This window comes from Streptomyces sp. SID8352 (assembly GCF_009862265.1).
Classification (GTDB): Bacteria; Actinomycetota; Actinomycetes; order Streptomycetales; family Streptomycetaceae; genus Streptomyces.
In genome coordinates, this window is the sequence record NZ_WWGX01000054.1 from 1 (window position 1) to 19,401 (window position 19,401).

General features: G+C 68.3%; 10 protein-coding genes and 4 pseudogenes. 8 read left to right on the plus strand and 6 right to left on the minus strand.

The features are described 5' to 3' along the window. Positions 1-539: 539 nt before the first annotated feature. From GTY84_RS18210 to GTY84_RS33055, 3 genes are all read left to right on the plus strand, one after another. Positions 540-3,074, plus strand: a complete 2,535-nt coding sequence (locus tag GTY84_RS18210) for a DEAD/DEAH box helicase (protein ID WP_161227347.1) — start codon at positions 540-542, stop codon at positions 3,072-3,074. A gap of 7 nt (positions 3,075-3,081) precedes the next feature. Then, entirely contained in the window at positions 3,082-4,077 is a 996-nt protein-coding gene (locus tag GTY84_RS18215) for an abortive infection family protein (protein WP_161227348.1), read from the plus strand. A gap of 549 nt (positions 4,078-4,626) precedes the next feature. Continuing rightward, positions 4,627-4,788, plus strand: coding sequence for a hypothetical protein (locus GTY84_RS33055; RefSeq protein ID WP_202551333.1), 162 nt, complete (start codon positions 4,627-4,629; stop codon positions 4,786-4,788). A 49-nt stretch (positions 4,789-4,837) separates the two neighbouring features. On the opposite strand, the pseudogene GTY84_RS33955 reads toward GTY84_RS33055, so the two are convergent. Further along, a pseudogene (locus tag GTY84_RS33955) lies at positions 4,838-5,061 on the minus strand (hypothetical protein). Between the two features lie 157 nt (positions 5,062-5,218). Here GTY84_RS33955 and GTY84_RS18220 point away from each other — a divergent pair. Then, positions 5,219-5,497: a hypothetical protein gene (locus tag GTY84_RS18220; RefSeq protein WP_161227349.1), complete on the plus strand. Its 279-nt coding sequence runs from the start codon at positions 5,219-5,221 to the stop codon at positions 5,495-5,497. A gap of 103 nt (positions 5,498-5,600) precedes the next feature. On the opposite strand, the gene GTY84_RS18225 is transcribed toward GTY84_RS18220, so the two are convergent. Further along, positions 5,601-5,846, minus strand: a complete 246-nt coding sequence (locus tag GTY84_RS18225) for a hypothetical protein (RefSeq protein WP_161227350.1) — start codon at positions 5,844-5,846, stop codon at positions 5,601-5,603. A gap of 45 nt (positions 5,847-5,891) precedes the next feature. Continuing rightward, entirely contained in the window at positions 5,892-7,289 is a 1,398-nt protein-coding gene (locus tag GTY84_RS18230; protein WP_202551334.1) for a replication-relaxation family protein, read from the minus strand. A 680-nt stretch (positions 7,290-7,969) separates the two neighbouring features. Between GTY84_RS18230 and GTY84_RS18235 the strand changes: the two genes are divergently transcribed. Continuing rightward, positions 7,970-8,416 (plus strand): hypothetical protein, encoded by a 447-nt coding sequence (locus tag GTY84_RS18235; RefSeq protein WP_161227351.1) that lies wholly within the window; start codon positions 7,970-7,972, stop codon positions 8,414-8,416. Between the two features lie 415 nt (positions 8,417-8,831). On the opposite strand, the gene GTY84_RS33960 is transcribed toward GTY84_RS18235, so the two are convergent. Then, positions 8,832-9,419, minus strand: coding sequence for a hypothetical protein (locus GTY84_RS33960; RefSeq protein ID WP_237532358.1), 588 nt, complete (start codon positions 9,417-9,419; stop codon positions 8,832-8,834). Positions 9,420-10,108: 689 nt separating this feature from the next. On the opposite strand from GTY84_RS33960, the gene GTY84_RS18250 reads away from it, so the two are divergent. From GTY84_RS18250 to GTY84_RS18260, 3 genes and pseudogenes are all read left to right on the plus strand, one after another. Then, positions 10,109-16,360, plus strand: coding sequence for a DNRLRE domain-containing protein (locus GTY84_RS18250; protein ID WP_161227352.1), 6,252 nt, complete (start codon positions 10,109-10,111; stop codon positions 16,358-16,360). 159 nt (positions 16,361-16,519) lie between these two features. Then, positions 16,520-16,819 (plus strand): hypothetical protein, encoded by a 300-nt coding sequence (locus tag GTY84_RS18255; RefSeq protein WP_161227353.1) that lies wholly within the window; start codon positions 16,520-16,522, stop codon positions 16,817-16,819. 199 nt (positions 16,820-17,018) lie between these two features. Then, positions 17,019-17,105 (plus strand): annotated as a pseudogene (locus tag GTY84_RS18260) (IS5/IS1182 family transposase); the annotation flags it as partial. A 369-nt stretch (positions 17,106-17,474) separates the two neighbouring features. Here GTY84_RS18260 and GTY84_RS18265 read toward each other — a convergent pair. Together GTY84_RS18265 and GTY84_RS18270 are read right to left on the minus strand one after the other, a co-directional pair. Then, a pseudogene (locus tag GTY84_RS18265) lies at positions 17,475-18,703 on the minus strand (IS701 family transposase). 419 nt (positions 18,704-19,122) lie between these two features. Then, positions 19,123-19,401 (minus strand): annotated as a pseudogene (locus tag GTY84_RS18270) (hypothetical protein); the annotation flags it as partial.

Genomic DNA, 19,401 nt, shown 5'->3' on the forward strand with positions numbered 1-19,401 from the left:
CCGCGCCCGCCACCCAACCGCAGGGCAGGCGGCCCGCGTTGCGGGCCGGGGCCGACCTCCGGCCGACCCGTGGCCTCCGCTGCGCTCCAGCCACACCGGGCGTGCCCCACTCCCCTGTGCGAGCTAGGCGTGCCACGCTCCGCGCGGCCCACCCACGGGCCTGCGGCCCGAGCAGCAGCAAGAGGAGGGGGGTGACAGGTAGTCGAGCAGGTGAGAGGCCGGACCGGAGAGTGCAGGGGCGAAGTGACCAGCCGTCAGGCTGCTTTTCGGGGTGCCCATAAGGCAACAGTAACAGAATTAAGCCACGTTCGAGGGGCTTTTCGCGTTCTTGGTGCTTCACTTTGAAGCACCAGATAGACTCTGGACTCAGACAGCACCACCACTGGGGAGTCTGGATCGATTTTCGATCACGCTCCCCCGCTACTGGACCGAGGCTGTGACCGGGTTCCGGTGAGGTTCACCGTAGCTGATCGCATGCCATCTACGTGATGGTTTCCCGTTTCCGGCCCCATAGAGAGCCCAGGAGAAGGCAGACGGATATGTCGACCACAAGCCGAACCGATCAGCGTGAGGCGGCGCAGCGTGAAGCCACTGACGCGGTTGTCCGTGCCCTGGAATTGCCTGCAAGATCGCTTGCGCCCGAGAGGGGTATGCGGACTCAGGTGATCATGGCGACCGGGTCCGGCAAGACCCGGGTCGCGGCCCGCAGCGCGGAGAAGCTCCGTGCGGGGCGTGTGCTGGTGCTCGTCCCCTCGCTGGACCTGCTCACCCAGACCGAGGCCGCGTGGCGCGTGGCTGGCCGTGCGGGCCCGATGATCGGGGTCTCGTCCCTGCGTGGCGAGGACGTGACCTTCCCCAGCACCACGGACGTGGACGAGCTGGTCGACTGGGTGCGGCCGTTCGACAAGGTCACCGTGTTCGCCACGTACGCCTCCCTCGGGCTCGGCACCCTGGAGCGGGCGCACCAGGCCGGCCTTCCGGGCTGGGACCTGATCGTGGTCGATGAGGCGCACCGGACGTCGGGTCGGCTGGGCAAGCCGTGGGCGGTCGTCCACGACAACACCCGCATCCCGTCTCTGCGCCGCCTGTACATGACCGCCACGCCCCGGCTGTGGCAGCTGGACGAGGACGCCGACCAGGGCGCGCCCGGCGAGCTCGTGGCGAGTATGGAAGACGACCCCGAGGGCCCCTTCGGCAGCCGGGCGTTCACCCTGACCCTGTCGGAGGCGATCGACCGGGGAATCTGTGCTCCCTACCAGGTGGTGTGCGTGGACATCACCGACACCCAGCTCCAGGCCGCGCAGCTCCTGGGCGCTGAGGGCCGCTCGGACGAGGTTCGCGGGGCCCGGCTCGCCGCGCTGCAGACCGCGCTGCTCAAGGCGTCGGCCGAGGAAGGCTTCCGCCGCACGCTCGTCTTCCACCACCAGGTCCGCGAGGCCGAGGCGTTCGCGGCCGGCCTGCCCGACGTCGCCGCGCAGCTGCACGCCGCCGACCCCGAGCTGTACCCGCGCACGATCTGGGCAGACTGGCTGTGCGGGGAGCACAAGCCGGGCCACCGGCGGCGGGTTCTCGGGGAGTTCGCCGACGGCATCGCCACAGATGGCACGGTGGTGGAGAAGGGCTTCCTGGGCTCGGTGAAGGTGCTCGGGGAAGGCGTGGACACCCGGGAATGTGACTCCGTCTACTGGGCCGACGTGCGCGGCTCCATGCCCGACCTCGTCCAGGCGGTCGGCCGCGCGCTGCGGATGCACCCGGGCGAGGGCAAGGTGGCCAGTCTGGTCGTGCCGGTCCTGCTCGGGCCCGGCGAGACGGCGGACAACATGCTCACCTCCAGGGCGTTCGGCGGGCTGGCGAAGCTCCTGGAGGCGCTCAGGGCGCACGATGCCCGGGTGGTGGAGCAGTTGGCGCAGCAGCAGGCTCCCAGCGCCTACAAGCCCGTCCAGAAGGCCGCGCAGGGCCAGGAGGGACGCGGTGAGGGGAACGGATCGGGCGGGCCGTCGAAGCCCGCCCGGCAGCTGCTGAAGTTCAGCACGCCGCGCGACCCGGCGCAGCTGGCGGCGTTCATCAACCTGCGGGTGCTCAACCCGGAGCACGAGCACTGGCGGCGCGGGGTGGAGGCCGCCGTCATCTTCGCGCGCGAGCACGGCGACCTGAAGGTGCCCTTCACGTACCGCGTACCGGAGGGCGCGGAGGCGGAGGGGGTCGGGTGGCCGGCCTCGCTCGCGAACTTTCCCCTGGGGCAGTGGATCGCTGACAACCGGCGCTTCTACGCCCGCGGTGACATGGACGAGGACCGCATCGCGCAGCTGGAGAAGCTGGGCATGGTGTGGAGCCACTTCGACGTCGCATGGGAGGAAGGTCTCGCAGCGGCGCGCGGGTGGGCCGAGGTGAACGGGCACCTCCTGGCCCCGCTCGACGCCACGCACCAGGGCTACCGGATGGGTACCTGGTTGAAGAACGCGCGGGCCGCCGCCCGGCGTGCCCAGGAGCTCGAACAGCGCCAGGCCGAAGGCCTGTCGGTGGAGTCGTGGGCCGGCGCCCTGTCGGCGGAGCGGCGCGAGCAGCTGGAGGACATCGACCCGTCCTGGTGCCCGGCCTGGCCGGTCGAATGGCAGCGTGCCTTCCACCTCGTTCGGCGCCACCTCGAAGAGGCCGGCGGCACGCTGCCGACCGAGCCCGGCAAGGTGATGCACCAGGGCGAGGACCTCGGACAGTGGGTACGGGCGCAGCGGCTCGGCTGGGACAAGCTCACCACCGTCCAGCAGTGGATGTGCGAGCAGGTCCTCGGGATCACACCCGCGACCGAGGAGGAGAAGCCGCAGCCGCGCCGTACGCAGGCCGACAAGTGGGCGCTGAACTACGAGGCCGCCCGGCAGTTCTTCGAGCGCGAGGGGCACCTGCGGGTCCCTCGGAAGCACGTCGAACGGATCGTCGGCGAGGACCAGGAGGAGCGGGAGCTCCGGCTCGGGGCGTGGGTCGGGAACCAGCGCAGCCGGGCCGCGATGCTGTCCCCGGAGCGGATGGAGCAGCTGTCCGCCATCGGCATGCGGTGGACGTCGGCATCGGGAGGATGATGATCCCGTGATCAGTATTTTGGTGCAGGAAGCGTTGCCGCGGGCCGAGTGGCTCCAGGAGGAGTCGTGGCAGGCAATCTCTGACCACTACGGACGCCTTGGGGCAGCCATCGCGGCAAACGATCGTCCCTTGGTCGTAGGTTCGGCGAAGGAGCTTGTCGAGTGTGTCGCACGCGTCGTTCTCGTGTCGCACGGACGTGTGACAGGGGACAAAGATGAATACGACAAGGTCCTCGGTCAGGCACACGCCGTCGTCGAACACGCCGCTGTAAACGGTCTGCCGCCGAACGACCCCCTACGACAGATCCCGAACGCTGCCAAGAAGATGGCGTCGCAGCTTCGTGAACTGCGCAACCGCTTCGGGACCGGTCATGGCCGCCCCGTTGTACACGAGATCACCGCCGAGGTAGTCGAGGCGTGTGTGCACGCCGCCCTGGTGTGGGTGCGGTGGGCCCTAGCGAGACTTCAGACCGTGCTCCTAGGCGCTGTTGAACCCTTGGTACATGACCTACGCGAGGGCATCTTCTCCAGAGGAGACCTGGCTGCTCGACTGGATGCTACGAATATCCCCAGCCTCGAGGAACCAGAGCAGCGGCGCCTCGGAGTGGCCGTGGGCCAACGGTCGGCCCGCGAGACATTCGTCGTACGCATCGATGGCATCCGAGCATGTGCAGACAACCCCGAGCGCTGGCCAGACGCCTACCGGCAAGGAGTTGTGGAGGGCCTGTTCCTCAATGAAGACGGCCAGGTAGAAGCACGGCCTAGCATCAGTTCAGATTGTGCTGTCGAGGTGCTGCGGCATCACTCAGCACCTGAACAGGTCCTTACCGAACTGCAAAACGTCCTCGGTTCGGCATCTTGGTCAGTGATCTTCCAACAGGAGCACCCAGCAGTCATCACCGCCATGCGTGAGGAACTCCCGCGCCTGCCGGACTCGGGACAACAGCCGTGGACCAACATCATCAATGATCTGGAGGCCCGCGCACGCTTTGGGCCGCGATGAGGATCGCGTCCCACCATGCCCCGCAGCGTCACCAGCGTTCGACTCACTAGAGATCATTTGGGCACGACGAAGGCCCGGACCAGGCGTCCGGGCCTTCGTCGTGCCCCGGAATCTTTCTTCCCGTCCGCTGCTGTCCGGGTCCGGGCTTGCGCCCCTACGGGGTGAAAGAGCCGTGCCCGGCAGGACGAGACGCAAGCACCCGAGCCCTGTCACTGTCCCGCCCGACTTGTCGAACTCACGCCGGAGGCAGTGCCGATGACCAGCCGCCAGACACCCGGGGCAACACCCGTGCCGATCACCGTTACGCTGAACACGCCCACCCTGGGCCGGGCCGAGACCCCACAGGGACGCTCTCAGGCAGAGAGCCGCAGCAGGACCGCCGACCGCGCGGCGCACACCCCCGCGGACGACACCACGCAGGTGTCCGCCGTTTCTGCTCCTCCGCCTTCTAGGAGAATCCCGATGGCTCGGGACCAGCGCTCCCCCGCGTCCACGCATTCTGATCCACTCAGCACGCCCGAACCCGTCCCCGTCAGAAAGCCGGCGCTCTTGTCGCAGCGCACCGCGCTGATCCTCTTCATAGCCGTCGTCAGCGGCATCGGCGTCGGCGTGCTGACCTTCTTCGCCGAAAAGTCCCTCCCCAAGGCCGTCCTCGCCGGTGTCATCGCGTCCGGGGGCTGCACGGTAGGACTGCACAACCTGATCGACTGATCTGCGGGGTCGGACAGGACGGGTCCTGCCCGACCCCGCAGCACAGATGTCAGGGGGCGCTGAACTCGTGGGCAGGACCGCCGCGCCACTCCACCCACTGCGGGTCGTCCAGGATGGCATGGGTTCCGCGACACCAGCGCCCTCAAGGAACACGACCAAGTCGTGGTCGCTGTAGGCGGTGCCGAGGATCTCGTCCTGGCCGTGGCTGTGCACGGTAACTCTCCGACCACCCGAAAGGGAGGGCCGGTGCACGACGATCGGCGCGCTGGTCACGCCTCTCAGCGTGCCCCGGCATGGTCCGGTTCGCGAGCGGACCGTGGCCCCCAAGGCCGCGCGCTCGATCCCCCGGGAAAACAGTGACTGCTGGACCCAAGGCATGATCTACCCGTAAGGACGCGTCGAGCGTCGCATGATCATGGGGAGGGACCAGATGACCGATTTTCCGGGCGTCTACCAGTGGCCGACGTACTTTCACGAAGCGAACGACTCAGCCGTTCTGTCGCAACAGCAGGGTCTGCTGAGCCTTCCCGTCGGAACGGGGGTGCTCCTCCGGGGTGACCGCTACAGGGTGGTGGACTCCTGGTTCAGCTACGACCACCACGGCGTGTTCAATGACGGCCTGCACATTTTCCTCGAACCGGTCGCTGAGGAAGATGACCGCCTCCAGCACCTCGCCCCCGACTACTTCCGGGACGACCTCGACGCCTGAGTTCCTCAGCAGGACCGCCCGCTGCCCGAGATGAGGCGGGCGGTCTTGCTGCGCTTCCTCACGAATTTCTGACCCGGTCGCAGGCCGGGGTGGTCATGCAGTGTTATTGGACCGGAGCCGGGGCAGCACGATCAGCAATGCCGTCCGCGCGATCCCTGCCCAAGAGGTAGGCGGTACGTACTGCCTCAAGCAACGGACGAACTCGCTCCTGGGTCGACGCGGTTGCTTCCTCGCTCAGAATCTCGGTCGCCTGCATCAGCCTCTCAAGAGCCGGCACCACCGCACTCAGCAACGCCTGCATCTCTTCGATCCGGTCGTGATCCGAGATCTTCTCACCCTGTCTGGCCATGCACGCATGGTACGGCTCTTGTATGGCCTGCTCGGGGCGTCTGAATCAGCTGCGGAAGCGGGACAGCCAGGTGCCGCCGCCGGCCTTCTGCTCGGGCACGGCCTGGTCGTGCACCTGGTTCTCGGGCCCGGCCTGCTCGGCTTGACGCTCGGCGGCGGCTTGCTGCTTGCAGTCGTCGCACAGGTGCGGGTGGGTGTCGCGTGGGGCGCCCCACGCGGCGGGCTCGATGGCCTTCCACCGTTCGTCGGTGAACCGGATGCCGCAGCCGGCGCACACGGGACGGCGGGCCTCGCGCTCAGCCTTGTGTTGGGCGGCGATGCGGCGCAGTTCCTCCTGGTGCTCCCGCTGGCGGGCGGCGTGCTCGGCCTGCTTGCGGGCGTCGTGGGCTTCGCGGCGCGGGTTGCCGATCGCCTCGATGAGTGTCTGGTTGTGCGGTCGGCCGAAGCGCCGGAAGACCGCCCCGGCCGGGCTGTGCTCCTTCAGCTGCTTCATGCCAGTGACGACGATGGGCAGCTTGCCGTCGTACATGTGGAAGCCGGCGTCGTACGCGGTGCCCTTCCAGTGCCGCTCGGTGAGCTCGGCCAGCTGCGCGATGACGGTGTTGGGGTTGCGCGGGCCGATCCGGTTGAAGACGAGCAGCAGTGGCGGGTGTGGCCGGTCGCTGTGGCCGCTGTCGGGCGCCCACCAGCGGGTGCGCCACATCGGTCGCTCCTTGCCGTCGACGTCCTTCACCTTCCGCTGGCAGAACCGCATGTACTTGTCGATCTTCGAGGCGAGGACCTGCGCGGACTCGAAGCAGTTGTCGATCTCCACGAACAGCAGCGGCACCCCGTCCTCGGGCGCGGTGATGACGATGTCCGCCTGGGCGCCGCCCTTGCCTGGGTTGGCCCATGTGCCCGTCGCGGGCAGCGCCACCTCGGTCGCGTACGAGGCGATGGTGCCCAACCCCGCGGGCGCGTCGAAGGCGGCCTGCGCGGCGGCGCGGACGTCGGCCGGCTCGCCTGTGAGCTCGGACAGGTTCGGCTTCGGGCGCAGCAGGGCGAGCACGGCCTCGTTGACCGTCATCGGGTGGGAGGCGCCCGTGCGCCCGGCGCCGCGGGCCGGGTCGCCCATCTCCCCCACCGGCCGCCCCAGCTCGCGAGCCGCAGCCTTCAGGCCCATCGGGGTGAGGTTGCGCAGCCTGTCCCCGCCCGGGAGCTGCCCGCCGTTCTCCGCCAGGCCGTGCTTGCGCAGATCCGACAGCGCGCCCGTGTGGGAGGCGGTGCGGGCCTGCTTCCGCTTCGACGGGGTCGGCTTGTCGGTGTGCCGGTAGCTCAGATGCGGGGCTGAGATCTGCTGGATCTGTTCGACCGTTGCGACCTTCAGCACTCCGAGCACCCGCAGCACGTCACCGCGCAGGTTGTTCGACGACCCCGCCGGGTTCTCCTCACGCTTCCCCGCCATCAGCTGCGCTCCTTCCCCGTCGTCTGGCACGCGCGGCCACTTGCCGAGCGCCGGCCGCGCCCGGCCGCCAAGGGAACCCGGCCCCCGAACCCGATGATCTCCTCCTCTACGGACATCACTTCAAAGTTCAGGAGTAGATAAGAGGGTTGTGACAACGCGGCGCGCGGCCGTATTTGCGTGCTGACCTGGGCTTTTTCCGTCCGGCTCGGTGCCGGGCACCAAAGTGGGTTCCACAGTGGCCTCCCAAGTGCGCACCGCAGGAGTCCGGGTCGGCTTGCCCGCTGCTGGTCGGGCCCGTGGTCGGGGCGGGCGCGCCGGGCGCCTGCCGGGGGTCGGTGCATGGTCATCGCAGTGGCTCCTTCACTTCGGGCCGCCCTAGTGGGCGGGACTCGAGGGAGCAGCGTGCAGGGGACCCCCTTGTCCGCGGTCTAACCGTGGCCAGGTCAAGGAGAAACACGACGGTGGGCGGGGCGGTAGCAGAGGTGGACAAGGGGGTGCGGTCGGGTTCGTGGTCGGGCCGACCACCCTGGACAAGGGGGCCCGGTTTGGCCCTTGCAGTACCGATTCGCCCGGTCCCGTGGAGCGGGGAGAAATCTCTGGTCTCTGTCCACAGGGTGATCGCCCGAGGCTGCTGGGAGTCGTCGTGATCCGCGCGGCGACATCCAGTTGAGGAGACCTCCATGCCGTACCTGATCCCGCCCCGTACGCCGCTGACGCCCGAGCAAGTGGAGCGGGGCTTCGACTACCTCTTGGCGCTGCAGATGGGTGGCGGCGCCGCTGTCGCCGGGCGAGCGGAAGCGGACCCGGAGCTGGCGTTCGTCATGCTGCGGATGGCCGAGGACATCATCTGGCCCGTCACGGCCTTGGACGCGGACGCAGACCTGTGCGCGGACTCCTTCGTGCTGGACGAGGTCGGGTGCGTGCTGCTGTCCGCGCTGCGGGACTGGGCGCGCGACTCCCCCACCACGGCGGTGCCCGGCATCGCCCGCAGCATCATCCGCTTCGTCGAAAACGTCGTCCCCGACCCCGACGACCACGGAGACACCTGCGCCACCCTGGAGGCGATGCGCGACGGGCACCTGGCGCTGGCCCACGCGGTGCACTCCGCACCCGGAGCGCACCGCTGACCGCACCACCGCACCGGGTAGGTGCGCACCGGTGCGGTGGAGCGCACCCACCCGGTGCGCACTGGTGCGGTGGTGCTCCCAGCCGGTGCGCTCCACTCGGTGGGCGGTGCGCGCACCGGTGCGGCCGGCGCGCGGGAGTGGTGCGCACCGGGTGGACGGTGGTGCGGTGGAGTGGGCTCGGGTGGAGGCGGTGCGCTTCTCCTTGACCTGAGCCGAGGTCAAGGAGAAACGCACCGGGTGGATGCGCGGCCCCACTCCCGTCGATGGCGTCCACTTCCACCCGGTGGGCTCCACTCGGTGGAGTGGATGTCGAGCACGGTGGCGCCCACTCCCGGACGGTGGACTCCACTCGGTGGAGTGGAGCCGGGCGTCGTCGGTGCGCACCACCGCACCGGGTGCGCACCATCGGGTCCACTCAGTGGCCGGCCTCCCGGCCGCGGTGCGGTGCGGACTGCTGTGGGTGGTGCGCCTGCTGGTCGTCCGGGCGCACCGGGCGCACCGCGTCGGCGTCGGATGGTGCGGTGTGGCGGTGCGCGCGGGCGCGGGAGTCGTTGACCATCTTGGTGCCCGCTTCCCGGATGCGGCGCAGTCGGTCGGCGGTGAGATCGAGGGCTTCCACGTCCGTGCGGGACTTCCGCAGGGCCCGCAGGGCCGTCATGTCGATCGCGTCCCCGCGCCCGGCCTCCTGCTCCTGGTCGTCGTGCTCGGGGTCGGCCGGCTCGGGCGGGAGCAGCTGCTCGGGCATCGCCGCCTGCTGGTGGGCGACGACGTCGTACGCCCGGCCCCGCACCGCGGTGGTGGTGCGCAGCTTCTCCCGCACCACCGCACCGGCGAGGACGGCACGGTCGTACGGGAGCGGGATACGCGGGATCTCCCACTCCCCCGCGTCCTGGCCCGGCGGCCTTGGGCGGGCCCGAGCGCGGCGCAGACCCGCACAGCTGCCGTTCAGCCAGGCCGGCACCGGCAGCAGATCGCGCACCACTGCCCACTCCGTGTTGGTCATGTCGGAGTCGTAGTGCCGCACGCGATCCGGACGGTCGCCCGCGTTCCCGTAGACGTGCGCGCGGCAATCACACTGCCGGCGCGCCGAGTTGGACTCTTGCGGCGCGATGGCGTAGAGCTGCGGTAACAGGCCTCCTTGGTGCCTCTTCGGCTTCAACACGCCACCGACGGCTTGCCCGGCGACGGCATCAACCCCCGATCCGCACGAACCTGCTTGTGCCGCTCCGCAGAGCCCATCGCTCCACCCGCAGACGTCCCCCGCGTAGACGCCGTGCACCAAGAGCCGCAAACCGCTCTGACAGTCACCGCAGCCCTGGCGACAGCTGGTGCGATCCCGCGGTTCATGGATGTCGGCTGGCCGCCGCGCCCGCAGGCTGCGAACGGTGTACCCCGTGTCCGACGAAATTACTGCCCTGCACGGGGGCGAACACGTAGGGAGCGGATTTGTCCAGACGGTCAGAAGACTTGGGACTACGTGAGTAGCGCGAGGCTGCATCCAACGTGTCTTTTGAACAAAGCTGGTGCGAAGACCAGGCCTTGACGCCCCGTGAGTGCGTCATCTCACACCGTGTTTAAGTCCGACTGCTGTCGATCTTGAGTGCTCCTGGCACATTTTCTCGGCATTTCCTCCTTGATACCTTCCTGCAAACTCCACATAAGTGGCGTGTGCACAGCAAGAAAAGGGGAACGATGGCCCGTCACATACCTGTGCCGAAGCGGCGCGGGCGCCACAGATCCGGGGGAAGTCTGCGATACGTCGCAGGCGGTGTCGCTCTGGTTCTGGCGGTCACGCTCATCGAGGGGCCAAGCATCGCGGCGGCCGATCCGTCCCAGCTCAACGCGGTGCCAAGAGCGGCAGCGGACACGGCCACGCAGGCCGCGGACATCCCCTCGGCGCGCGTCGCCGCGAAGTTGTCCGGCAAGCGGGTCGAGGCCCTGTCCGAGCGCACTGAGACCTCGACGACCTGGGCCAACAAGAACGGCTCGCTGACCACTGAGCTCTCCGCCGGTCCGGTCCGCTTCGAGGACGAAGCGACCGGCAAATGGCGGAACGTCGACCTGGACCTCGTCCGGGGCCCCGACGGATCCGTGGCGCCCAAGGCGCACCCGCGAGGGCTGAAGTTTGCCGGCAGGACCGGTTCCCTCGCCGCGTCGCTCAAGGCGGCGCAAGCCGCCAAGGCCACGGATCTCGCGACGCTGGGTGAGGGCGACGAGCAGATCACGCTGCAGTGGAAGGGCGGACTGCCCACACCGGCCCTCGACGGCACCCGCGCGACGTACGCCGACGCCGTACCGGGCGCGGACGTGGTCGTCGAGGCGACGCGAACCGGCTATGAGCAGTACGTCGCGATCCGGAAGCGACCGGCTGCGAACGCCTACACCTACACGCTGCCTCTCAAGACCAAGGGGTTAAAGGTCAAGGAGCAGGCCGACGGAAGCCTGCTGTTCACCGACAAGAAGAACAAGAAGCGGGCCGTCATGCCCGCTCCGACCATGTGGGACGCCGAGGTCGACAAGGTATCGGGCGAGCACACCAACCGGGCTCAGGTCGACATGGACGTCGTGCGGCGCAAGGGCGCCGTCGACCTCGTCATCACACCGGACGCGAAGTTCCTCGCCAACCCGAAGACGATGTATCCGGTCACCGTCGACCCCTCCACCGCGTCGCTGGGCAACGTCTTCGACACCTACGCTCAGCAGGGCGAGACCGTCGATTGGTCCGCCGACACCGAGCTGGACCTCGGCAACCCGGGCACCACAAACAGCGACGGCACCCCGCGCACCGCGCGCTCCTTCATCACCTGGAACACCGCGCCAATTTCCGACGCTCTGGTCTCCAGCGCCAAGCTGAGCCTGTTCAACTTCCACTCGGGCAATACCACCTGCGCCGCCCAGCCCTGGGAGGTGTGGGCGACCGGCAAGGCTTCTACCGCCACGCGTTGGACCGCACAGCCCGCCTGGACGGCGCAGAAGGCGACCTCCACAGAGACCAAGGGCAACCCGTCCTGCACCGCGGCCCCGGACGGCTGGATCAACGCCAATGTCACCACTCTGGTACAGGAGTGGGCGTCGGCGAAGAATGCCACTTCCGGTATGGGCCTGCGAGCCACCAGCGAGACGTCGACCGCACAGTGGAAGCGGGTCAACTCCGCCAACAACGCGGCCAACCCGCCGAAGCTGGTCGTCACGTACAACTACCGGCCGCGCACCGGCACCAAGCAGGAAGCCGGTCCGCCGTACTTCTCCTACGGCGGCACCTACACCGTCAACACCGCCACGCCGACCCTGCGCGACACCTTCGTCGACCCCAACGGCGACAAGGTCAATGGCACCTTCCAAATCTTCGACAGCGCCACCAACGTCCAGGTCGGCGACGTCCTGGTGTCGAAGTACGTACCGTCAGGGCAGGTGGCGTCGGTCGCCGTGCCCCCGGGCGTGCTGACAGAGGGCAAGACCTACAAGTTCCGTACCTCGCCGTACGACGGCTCCCACTACAACGTTGGCTGGTCGGCCTACAGGACGTTCACCGTGGACAGCAAGGCCCCCTCCGCGCCGACGAAAATCACGTCCACGGACTACCCTTCCGCGTCGTGGGTGAAGGGCGGCGGACAGGCCGGCAACTTCGTCGTCACGCCGCCGCCCAGCGACCACAACTGGCTGGAGTGGTCCCTGGATGGTGTGACCTGGACCAAGGTCGCCACCGGCGGGGCGAGCGGCGACAAGACCATGAGCATCACCCCGCCCCAGGACGGGACGCATACGCTGCGGGTGCGCAGTGTGGACAAGGCGGACAACCGGTCCGAGGTGGTCGAGTACACCTTCCACGCCGGCCCGGGCGGCTTCACCCAACCCACCGACGGGGATCGCACCGCGCGCCGGCTGACCCTGTCCGCGGAGGCCGACAGCGGCAAATACGACAAGGTCGCCTTTGCCTGGCGTCGCTCCGACGCGGACACCTGGACGCCGATCCCGGTCGGTGACGTCAGCTCCGGGGGAACCTCGCTCACCGCTTGGCCCGTCGCCCTGACGAACGGCAAGAACGCGGCCCTGACCTGGGACGCGGCCGGCACGGTCACGCAGGACGGGTCCGTACAGATCCGGGCCGAGTTCACCGGGGCGGCGAGCGCCTCGTCGAACAGCAACCCGCTGACCGTGGTCGTCGACCGCGCCGCCGACACCGCGGCAGCGCAGGAGGTGGGACCGGGATCGGTCAACCTCCTCACCGGCGACTACAGCCTGTCCGCCTCGGACGTGTCCTACTACGGCCTGTCCGTCACCCGCACCGCATCCTCTCGCACCCCCGCCGAGGCGGCCGGCCAGGAGGGACAGGCCGCGGTCTTCGGCGCCGCCTGGGTGTCCGGGGTCAGCGCGGAACTCACGGAGTCGGACTACGCCTACCTGCGGCGTATCTCCGACACTGCCGTCACGCTGGTCAAGGTGGACGGCACCAAGGTCAGCTTCGCCTCGAACGCGGCCCGGACCGGGTGGGTCCCGGAGCCGGGAGCGGCGGACCTGGTCCTCAAGGGCAGCATCAGCTCGGACTTCACTCTCAACGACGGCGAAGGCGTCGTGACCGAGTTCGCCAAGGCGGACGCCGGCGTCGCCACCTGGCAGATGAAGTCGTCACACCTCGACGGGCTCGACACCACCACCACGACCATGAAGTCGGAGACGACCGTGGTGGGCGGGAAAACGGTGGCCCGGCCGGTTCGCATAGTGGCCCCCTCGTCCGCCGTCGACAACGCGACCTGCCTCTCCACGCCCACGACCAAGGGCTGCCGCGTGCTGGAGTTCGTCTACGCGAGCACCACCACCGCCACCACGTCCGCGGTCGGTGATTACGCCGGCCAGATCAAGGACATCCTGCTGTACGCCACCGGGAAGGGTGGCGCGTCCTCCTCGGCACGGTCCGTGTCGACCTACCGCTACGACGCGGAGGGACGACTGCGCCAGCAGTGGAACCCCCGCCTGGACCAGGCCACGCAGGTGCAGTACACCTACGACTCCGCGGGGCGCATCATCTCCCACCAGTCGGCTACCGAGCAGCCGTGGACATTCACTTACGGCAAGGCCGGAGACACTGCGGTGGCAGGCGAGGGCATGCTGCTCAAGGCATCCCGCCCCGCGCTCCAGCAGGGAACCAAGAGCACGGTCGACGGCAGCGCCGTGACCACGCTTGTCTACGGAGTGCCTCTCTCCGGCTCCGCCGCTCCGTACGCGATGGGCGCGGCCGACGTGAAGACGTGGGGCCAGACGGACGCGCCGACGGACGCCACCGCCGTGTTCCCCGCCGACTCCGTCCCCGCGTCGTCCACAGGCTCTGATCTCACGGCCACGGCCTACGATCGCGCCAGCCTCAGCTACCTGGACGCGTCGGGTCACACGGTGAACGAGGCGACTCCGGGCGGGCACATCAGCACTACGGAGTCCGATCGCTTCGGCAACACGGTCCGCACGTTGACAGCGGGCAACCGCTCGGTCGCCCTGGGTCTGACCCCCGATGACAAGGCGACCCAGGTGGACCTGGGCCTCGGACAGCTCGGCTCCGCCGACCGCGCCGCGCTCCTGTCCACGACCACGCTCTACAACGAGACGGGGACCCGCGACCTCCAGGAGTTCGGCCCCCTGCGACGGCTGGATCTCACGGCCGACCTGAAGTCCGGGACCACGACGCTCGCCTCGGCCGGCACGTCGGTGACCGGCCGCGCCTGGACGGTGAAGGAATACGACGAAGGCCGTCCGACCGACGGCACGGCCAACGTCCGCGACCAGATCACCCGGACGACCACCGGTGTCCAGGTGCGGGAGCACCCCACCGTCCACGGTGACACCAGGGTTGCCCAGACCTCCTACGACTGGGTCCGAGGCGTCCCTCTCAAAAAGGTCCAGGACCCCGGCGGCCTGGCCCTGACCACCAGTTACCAGTACGACGACAAGGGGCAGGTGATCAAGGAGACCCCGCCCGGCGCGACCGGCACGGACGCCACCACCAAGGTGACCGCTTACTGGTCCGCCACCGGTACGGGCGCCTGCGCCGGCCGGCCGGAGTGGGCCGACCTGCTCTGCTCCTCGGGACCGGGGGGCGCCGTCACCGCCGGAGGGTCCAACCCCTCGCAGGTAGACACGAGCACCTACGAGTACGACTCGTGGGGCAACACGACGTCGATCGTCAACACGGCCAACGGGGTCACCCGCACCACCGCCACCACTTACGACAGCGCTGGCCGCGCCTCCACCGTGACCGTCACCGGCGGTCTCGGGCAGGCGGTGCCCACGACCACCACCGCCTACGACACCGCCACCGGCCGTGTCGTCTCGGTGACCTCCCCGACCGCGGGGTCGATCGCCAAGGGGTATGACACGCTCGGCCGTCTCGTCTCGTACAAGGACGCCGACAACGGCACCACCACCACTGAGTACGACCGCCTGGACCGCCCGGTGAAGATCACCGACAGCGTGCCCTCCACCCAGATCTTCACCTACGACCACGCCGTCGAACCGCGCGGCCTTGCCACCAAGATCACCGACTCCGCTGCAGGCGTGTTCAGCGGCGTCTACGACGCCGAGGGGATGCTGACCGACGAGAAAATGCCAGGCGGCTACACCCTGTCGGTGCGGAGCGACACCACGGGCACCGCGGTGGAGCGGACCTACACCCGCGACAGCGACGAAACGCTCGTCTACAGCAACAGCGTCAACGAGTCCGTGCACAGCCAGACCACCACGAACGCCGGGTGGTCCGACCAGGAGTTCGGGTACGACGCGGCCGGTCGCCTGACCAAGGTGGTCGACACCGCCGAGACGGTGTGTACCCGGCGGGCGTACGGCTTCGACGCCCGGACCAACCGGACCTCGGTGAACACGGTGAAGGGAGCCCCGGGCGCGGACTGCCCGACCACTGGCGGCACGACCGTCACCACCGCCTACGACTCGGCCGACCGCATCGTGGGCACCGGTTACACCTACGATGCCTTCGGCCGGACGACCGGCATGCCGGGATCCGTCACCGCCGGCTACTTCGTCAACGACGTCGCACGCCAGCAGACGGCAGCGGCCCAGCGACAGACCTGGGACCTCGACTCCGCACTGCGGTTCCGCACGTGGACGGTGGAGGACAAGACCTCGGGGACCTGGACCCAGCTGGGTTCCAAGACCAACCACTACGACTGCGACTCCGACAGCCCGCGGTGGATCGTCGAGGACAACGCCACCGGCGCCGTCACCCGCAACGTCTCCTCCCTCGGAGGTGGCCTCGCCGCGACGACGAGCGCCACTGGCGACACGGTGTTGCAGCTCTCCACGCTGCACGGGGACGTCGCGCTGCAACTGCCCCTGGACTCCTCGGTCGCACCGACCGCTCTGGACACGGACGAGTACGGCAACGCACGCCCCGACCGAACTGCTCCCCGGTACGGCTGGCTGGGCGTCCGGCAGCGGTCCGCCGAGACTGTCAGCGGACAGATACTCATGGGCATCCGGCTCTACGACCCGGCCACCGGTCGCTTCCTCTCCGTCGACCCGGTCTTCAACGGCGGCGACAACCGCTACGGATACCCGGGTGACCCGGTCAATCAGAACGACCTCGACGGCCGGAAGTGGAAGTGCAAGGCCAAGTGCCAGTTGGCCGGGCGCGGATCACACTGCACCGGTTACATCTACGGCGCGGGATCGGGCCACAGCGAAGAGAGCGCGGCCCGGGACGCCAAGCGGGACACGACGCAGCAGGCGCCTCGCGGCTGCTACGCCAGGCACTGCAAGGCGTTCGACTGCACCAAGAACCGGGTTCGCCAGTGGTGGGACGGCAACTACAGTCCACGCAACATCCACCGGCACAACGCACCGAACTGGATGCGGAGGGCCAACCACAACTCGTGGGGCATCCTGTTCCACAGCGCGGTCTGGCGGGGGACATACGGCAGCCTCTGCGGATGCAGCCCGTGATTCGATTGGCTGACGCCCGCTCCTGACGCGCTCGGCCTTCGCGCCGGCGGCGTCCCCAGGACTGATGTCCTGGGGACGCCGCCGGCCGCTCTTCCGGCCCGGTCCGTCGCCCGGACCGTGCCGACGTTGCCATTCCCCCTTGAGAAGAGGATCAGCGTCATGCCCCACCCCGCCCGCGACAACGTCCCGGAAGAGCCCAGGCTGTGGGAGGTGAAGATCGCCATAGTCGCCACGCCCACCGAGCACGAAGAGCTCATGGACCGACTGTCGAACGTGCTGTGTTCCGATCCCGATCACGAAGGCCCCTGCGCCATTCCGTGGGCGATGCACAGCGTCAACGGAGACTCCCTGCCCCGCCGTAAGCGCAACGCGCTTCTGACGGAAATCAAGGAGACCAACTGGAATCCCCAGGAGGACGACGGCACGGGCGAGACCGGCGGGGCATGGCGACCGGCCTGAACGGCCGCACCCTTGCATCGCCGGTTTCGTACTCGTACCCGCACTGTGCGGCGGTCGCCAGCAGGCACCCGCCATCGTCAATGAGCTGATTCCAACCTGTCGGCCACGTCCGCCGGTCGGGCTGCGCTGCAACACGTCGAAGCTCCTGGTAAGGGTGTCACGACCAAGATCTACCGTGCCCCACCAGGAGCTTCGCGTGCTTGTCGCCGCAGCAGAGCTGAAGTGCTGGGCAGACAAGGCGTACCAGGGAGCCGGCCACCCCGTCCGAGTTCCGTTCCGAGGCCGTCAGCTGAGCGGTGGAAGCGCCGACACAACAGCAGTCACGCCTCCTCAGAACAGGGGCGGCCGAGCCGACTTGACCCTCCGCATCGCAGTCCAGGACCAGATCATCGGTGCCCCCGCCCTGCCTGCCGCGACTTGAGCACAGAGCCAGAAACCGGCCCCACTACGCCCCGACGCGCCGTCAACACGTACTGCTGCGCCGCCTGACCCGCGGCGACAACCTTCGGACTCCCAAGGGACGACCTGGTCGGGCCTCAGCCATGGGACCAGGCGGCAAGCCGACTGTCCTCCGGCGCATAGAGAAACACCAACGCTTCGTCCCCTTGGCGCAGCGAAGGGCCGGAATCAAGCTGCTAATACGTTAAGGAGCGCTTTAGTACTGCAACGACACTCCGTGATGTCCTCTGCGTTGGTAGTGGCTGATGCGGGCTCGTGCTTGGCTTCGTCTTCGCCATCGTGACCATGCGAGTACGTGTTGGGTGTGGTGGCGGAGGGGTGACGAGATGCGGTTGAAGAGCCGCCGGGCCTCGTTCATGGTCATGGGAATGAGGGATTGCTCGCTGCCGGTGTCCGGGCCCCCTTTTTTGCCTCGGCTCGCAGGAGGGCGAGGAAGGCAAGGGCGGCCATGGAGAGAGTTATGTGCCGGTACCACGCGGTGTATCCGCGGACCTGGTAGTGATCGAGCCCGGTTTCGTTCTTCGCCGTCTGGAAACACTCCTCGACCATCCACCGGGAACCCGCTGTCCGCGCGAGTTCTTCCAGTGGAGTCCCTGTCGGGGAGAAGCAGATGTAGTAGGCGATATCCGTAGGATCCGTGAGGCTGCGTCGTGCCAGTAACCAGTGGTCCCAGCCTTCCCGCCGCCAGGGCCGGACCGGGGTCGCCGCCCAGTCGTGTTCACGTGGCCCGTGGGCGCCGTCGCCGCAGCTCACACGGGTCCATGCGTCACCGGGGAGCTCGCTGACCAGCTTGTGCGCGCGGGCCTGGCCGAAGAACTCCATCGTCATGACCATCTGCGATCTCGGGACCGCGAGGACATGAGGGATGTCATGTTCTTCCAGCCATAGCCGGATCCGGCTCGTCTGGCCGTAGACCTCATCAGCAGTCACCCACCCGAACGGGATCCCTGATTCCACAGTGCGTTTCAGCATGCGCAGGGCCATGTCCGGTTTGGTGGCGAACTCGACATCGTCACCGATGCCGGCAGCCCGGCACCGTTCGCGGTCCGATACCCAGTCCTTCGGGAGGTACAGCTCGCGGTCGATCAGTGCCCGCCCCCGGTCGGATCCATAGGCCAGGAACACTCCAATCTGGGAATTCTCGATTCGGCCGGCCGTTCCCGAGTACTGCCGGGCTACCCCCGCCGACTTGATGCCCTTCTTCAGGAAACCCGTCTCGTCGAGGATCAGAATTCCCCGGTCGGGATCTCCGATCTGCTCCACGACCGCGTCACGGACGTCGTCCCGCAGGGCATCGGCGTCCCACAGGTAGTGGTTCAGCAGCCGCTGCATCCCCTGGGGACCATCGTCGCCGGCAGCCTCGGCCAGGGTCCAGCCGTTCTTCCGTTCCGTCTCGCTGAGCAATCCCCGCAGGTAGGACACCATCCGCCGCCTCGACTCCACCCGCCCGAAGCGTCCCGCGAACCGCGCCACGAAGTCACAGAACGTATCTGACCAACCATCAGCTGTCTCGTCCACCACGAAACGAGCAACGACGAAGACAGCATCGAGACACGGAGTGTCGTTGCAGTACTAGCGGCCGCTTCACGAAGTACAGGTCCAACTTCCCTCCCATGGAACATCGCCCACGAGAGAGATGAGCAGCACAGACCTAGATCATTTACATAGAGAGATCAAACCACTCGTTGCAGTGAGACACCCCAAAACTATGCAGAGAACACATGGCGCAGCGTGACGCCACCCTCGTAGCTCTCCACGATCTCCCGGGCCCGGTCCACCACGACCGGCCACCGGATCCGCTCACGCGCCATACCGGTACTTGTACCCCTTCGGCGTCGTCCGGGTCAGATGCCGCCCTGGGCGACGGCGGCGCGGAACTCCTGCGTCATCAGCGGGACCGAGCCGCGCTGCACGGGCGCCGGACCCGGTTCGCCCCACACCTTGTGGAGCGCCGTGCGCAGCTTGTCGTTCATCGCCGCATCGACCACGGCCCGGTGCTCGTCGGGCACCTCACGGGTGTCCTGGACGGCGACCATGGTGCCGTTGCGGGTACCGATCCACCCGAGGGTGGTGACCTTCCAGCCGAGCTGCTTGGCAGCTTTGCGCATCGCGGGATCAATTCC

Coding starts and splice junctions, on each gene's coding strand:
- GTY84_RS18210 (WP_161227347.1), top strand. CDS start 540: ATGTCGACCACAAGCCGAACCGATCAGCGTGAGGCGGCGCAGCGTGAA.
- GTY84_RS18220 (WP_161227349.1), top strand. CDS start 5,219: ATGACCGATTTTCCGGGCGTCTACCAGTGGCCGACGTACTTTCACGAA.
- GTY84_RS18225 (WP_161227350.1), bottom strand. CDS start 5,846: ATGGCCAGACAGGGTGAGAAGATCTCGGATCACGACCGGATCGAAGAG.
- GTY84_RS18230 (WP_202551334.1), bottom strand. CDS start 7,289: ATGGCGGGGAAGCGTGAGGAGAACCCGGCGGGGTCGTCGAACAACCTG.
- GTY84_RS18235 (WP_161227351.1), top strand. CDS start 7,970: ATGCCGTACCTGATCCCGCCCCGTACGCCGCTGACGCCCGAGCAAGTG.
- GTY84_RS33960 (WP_237532358.1), bottom strand. CDS start 9,419: ATGACCAACACGGAGTGGGCAGTGGTGCGCGATCTGCTGCCGGTGCCG.
- GTY84_RS18250 (WP_161227352.1), top strand. CDS start 10,109: ATGGCCCGTCACATACCTGTGCCGAAGCGGCGCGGGCGCCACAGATCC.
- GTY84_RS18255 (WP_161227353.1), top strand. CDS start 16,520: ATGCCCCACCCCGCCCGCGACAACGTCCCGGAAGAGCCCAGGCTGTGG.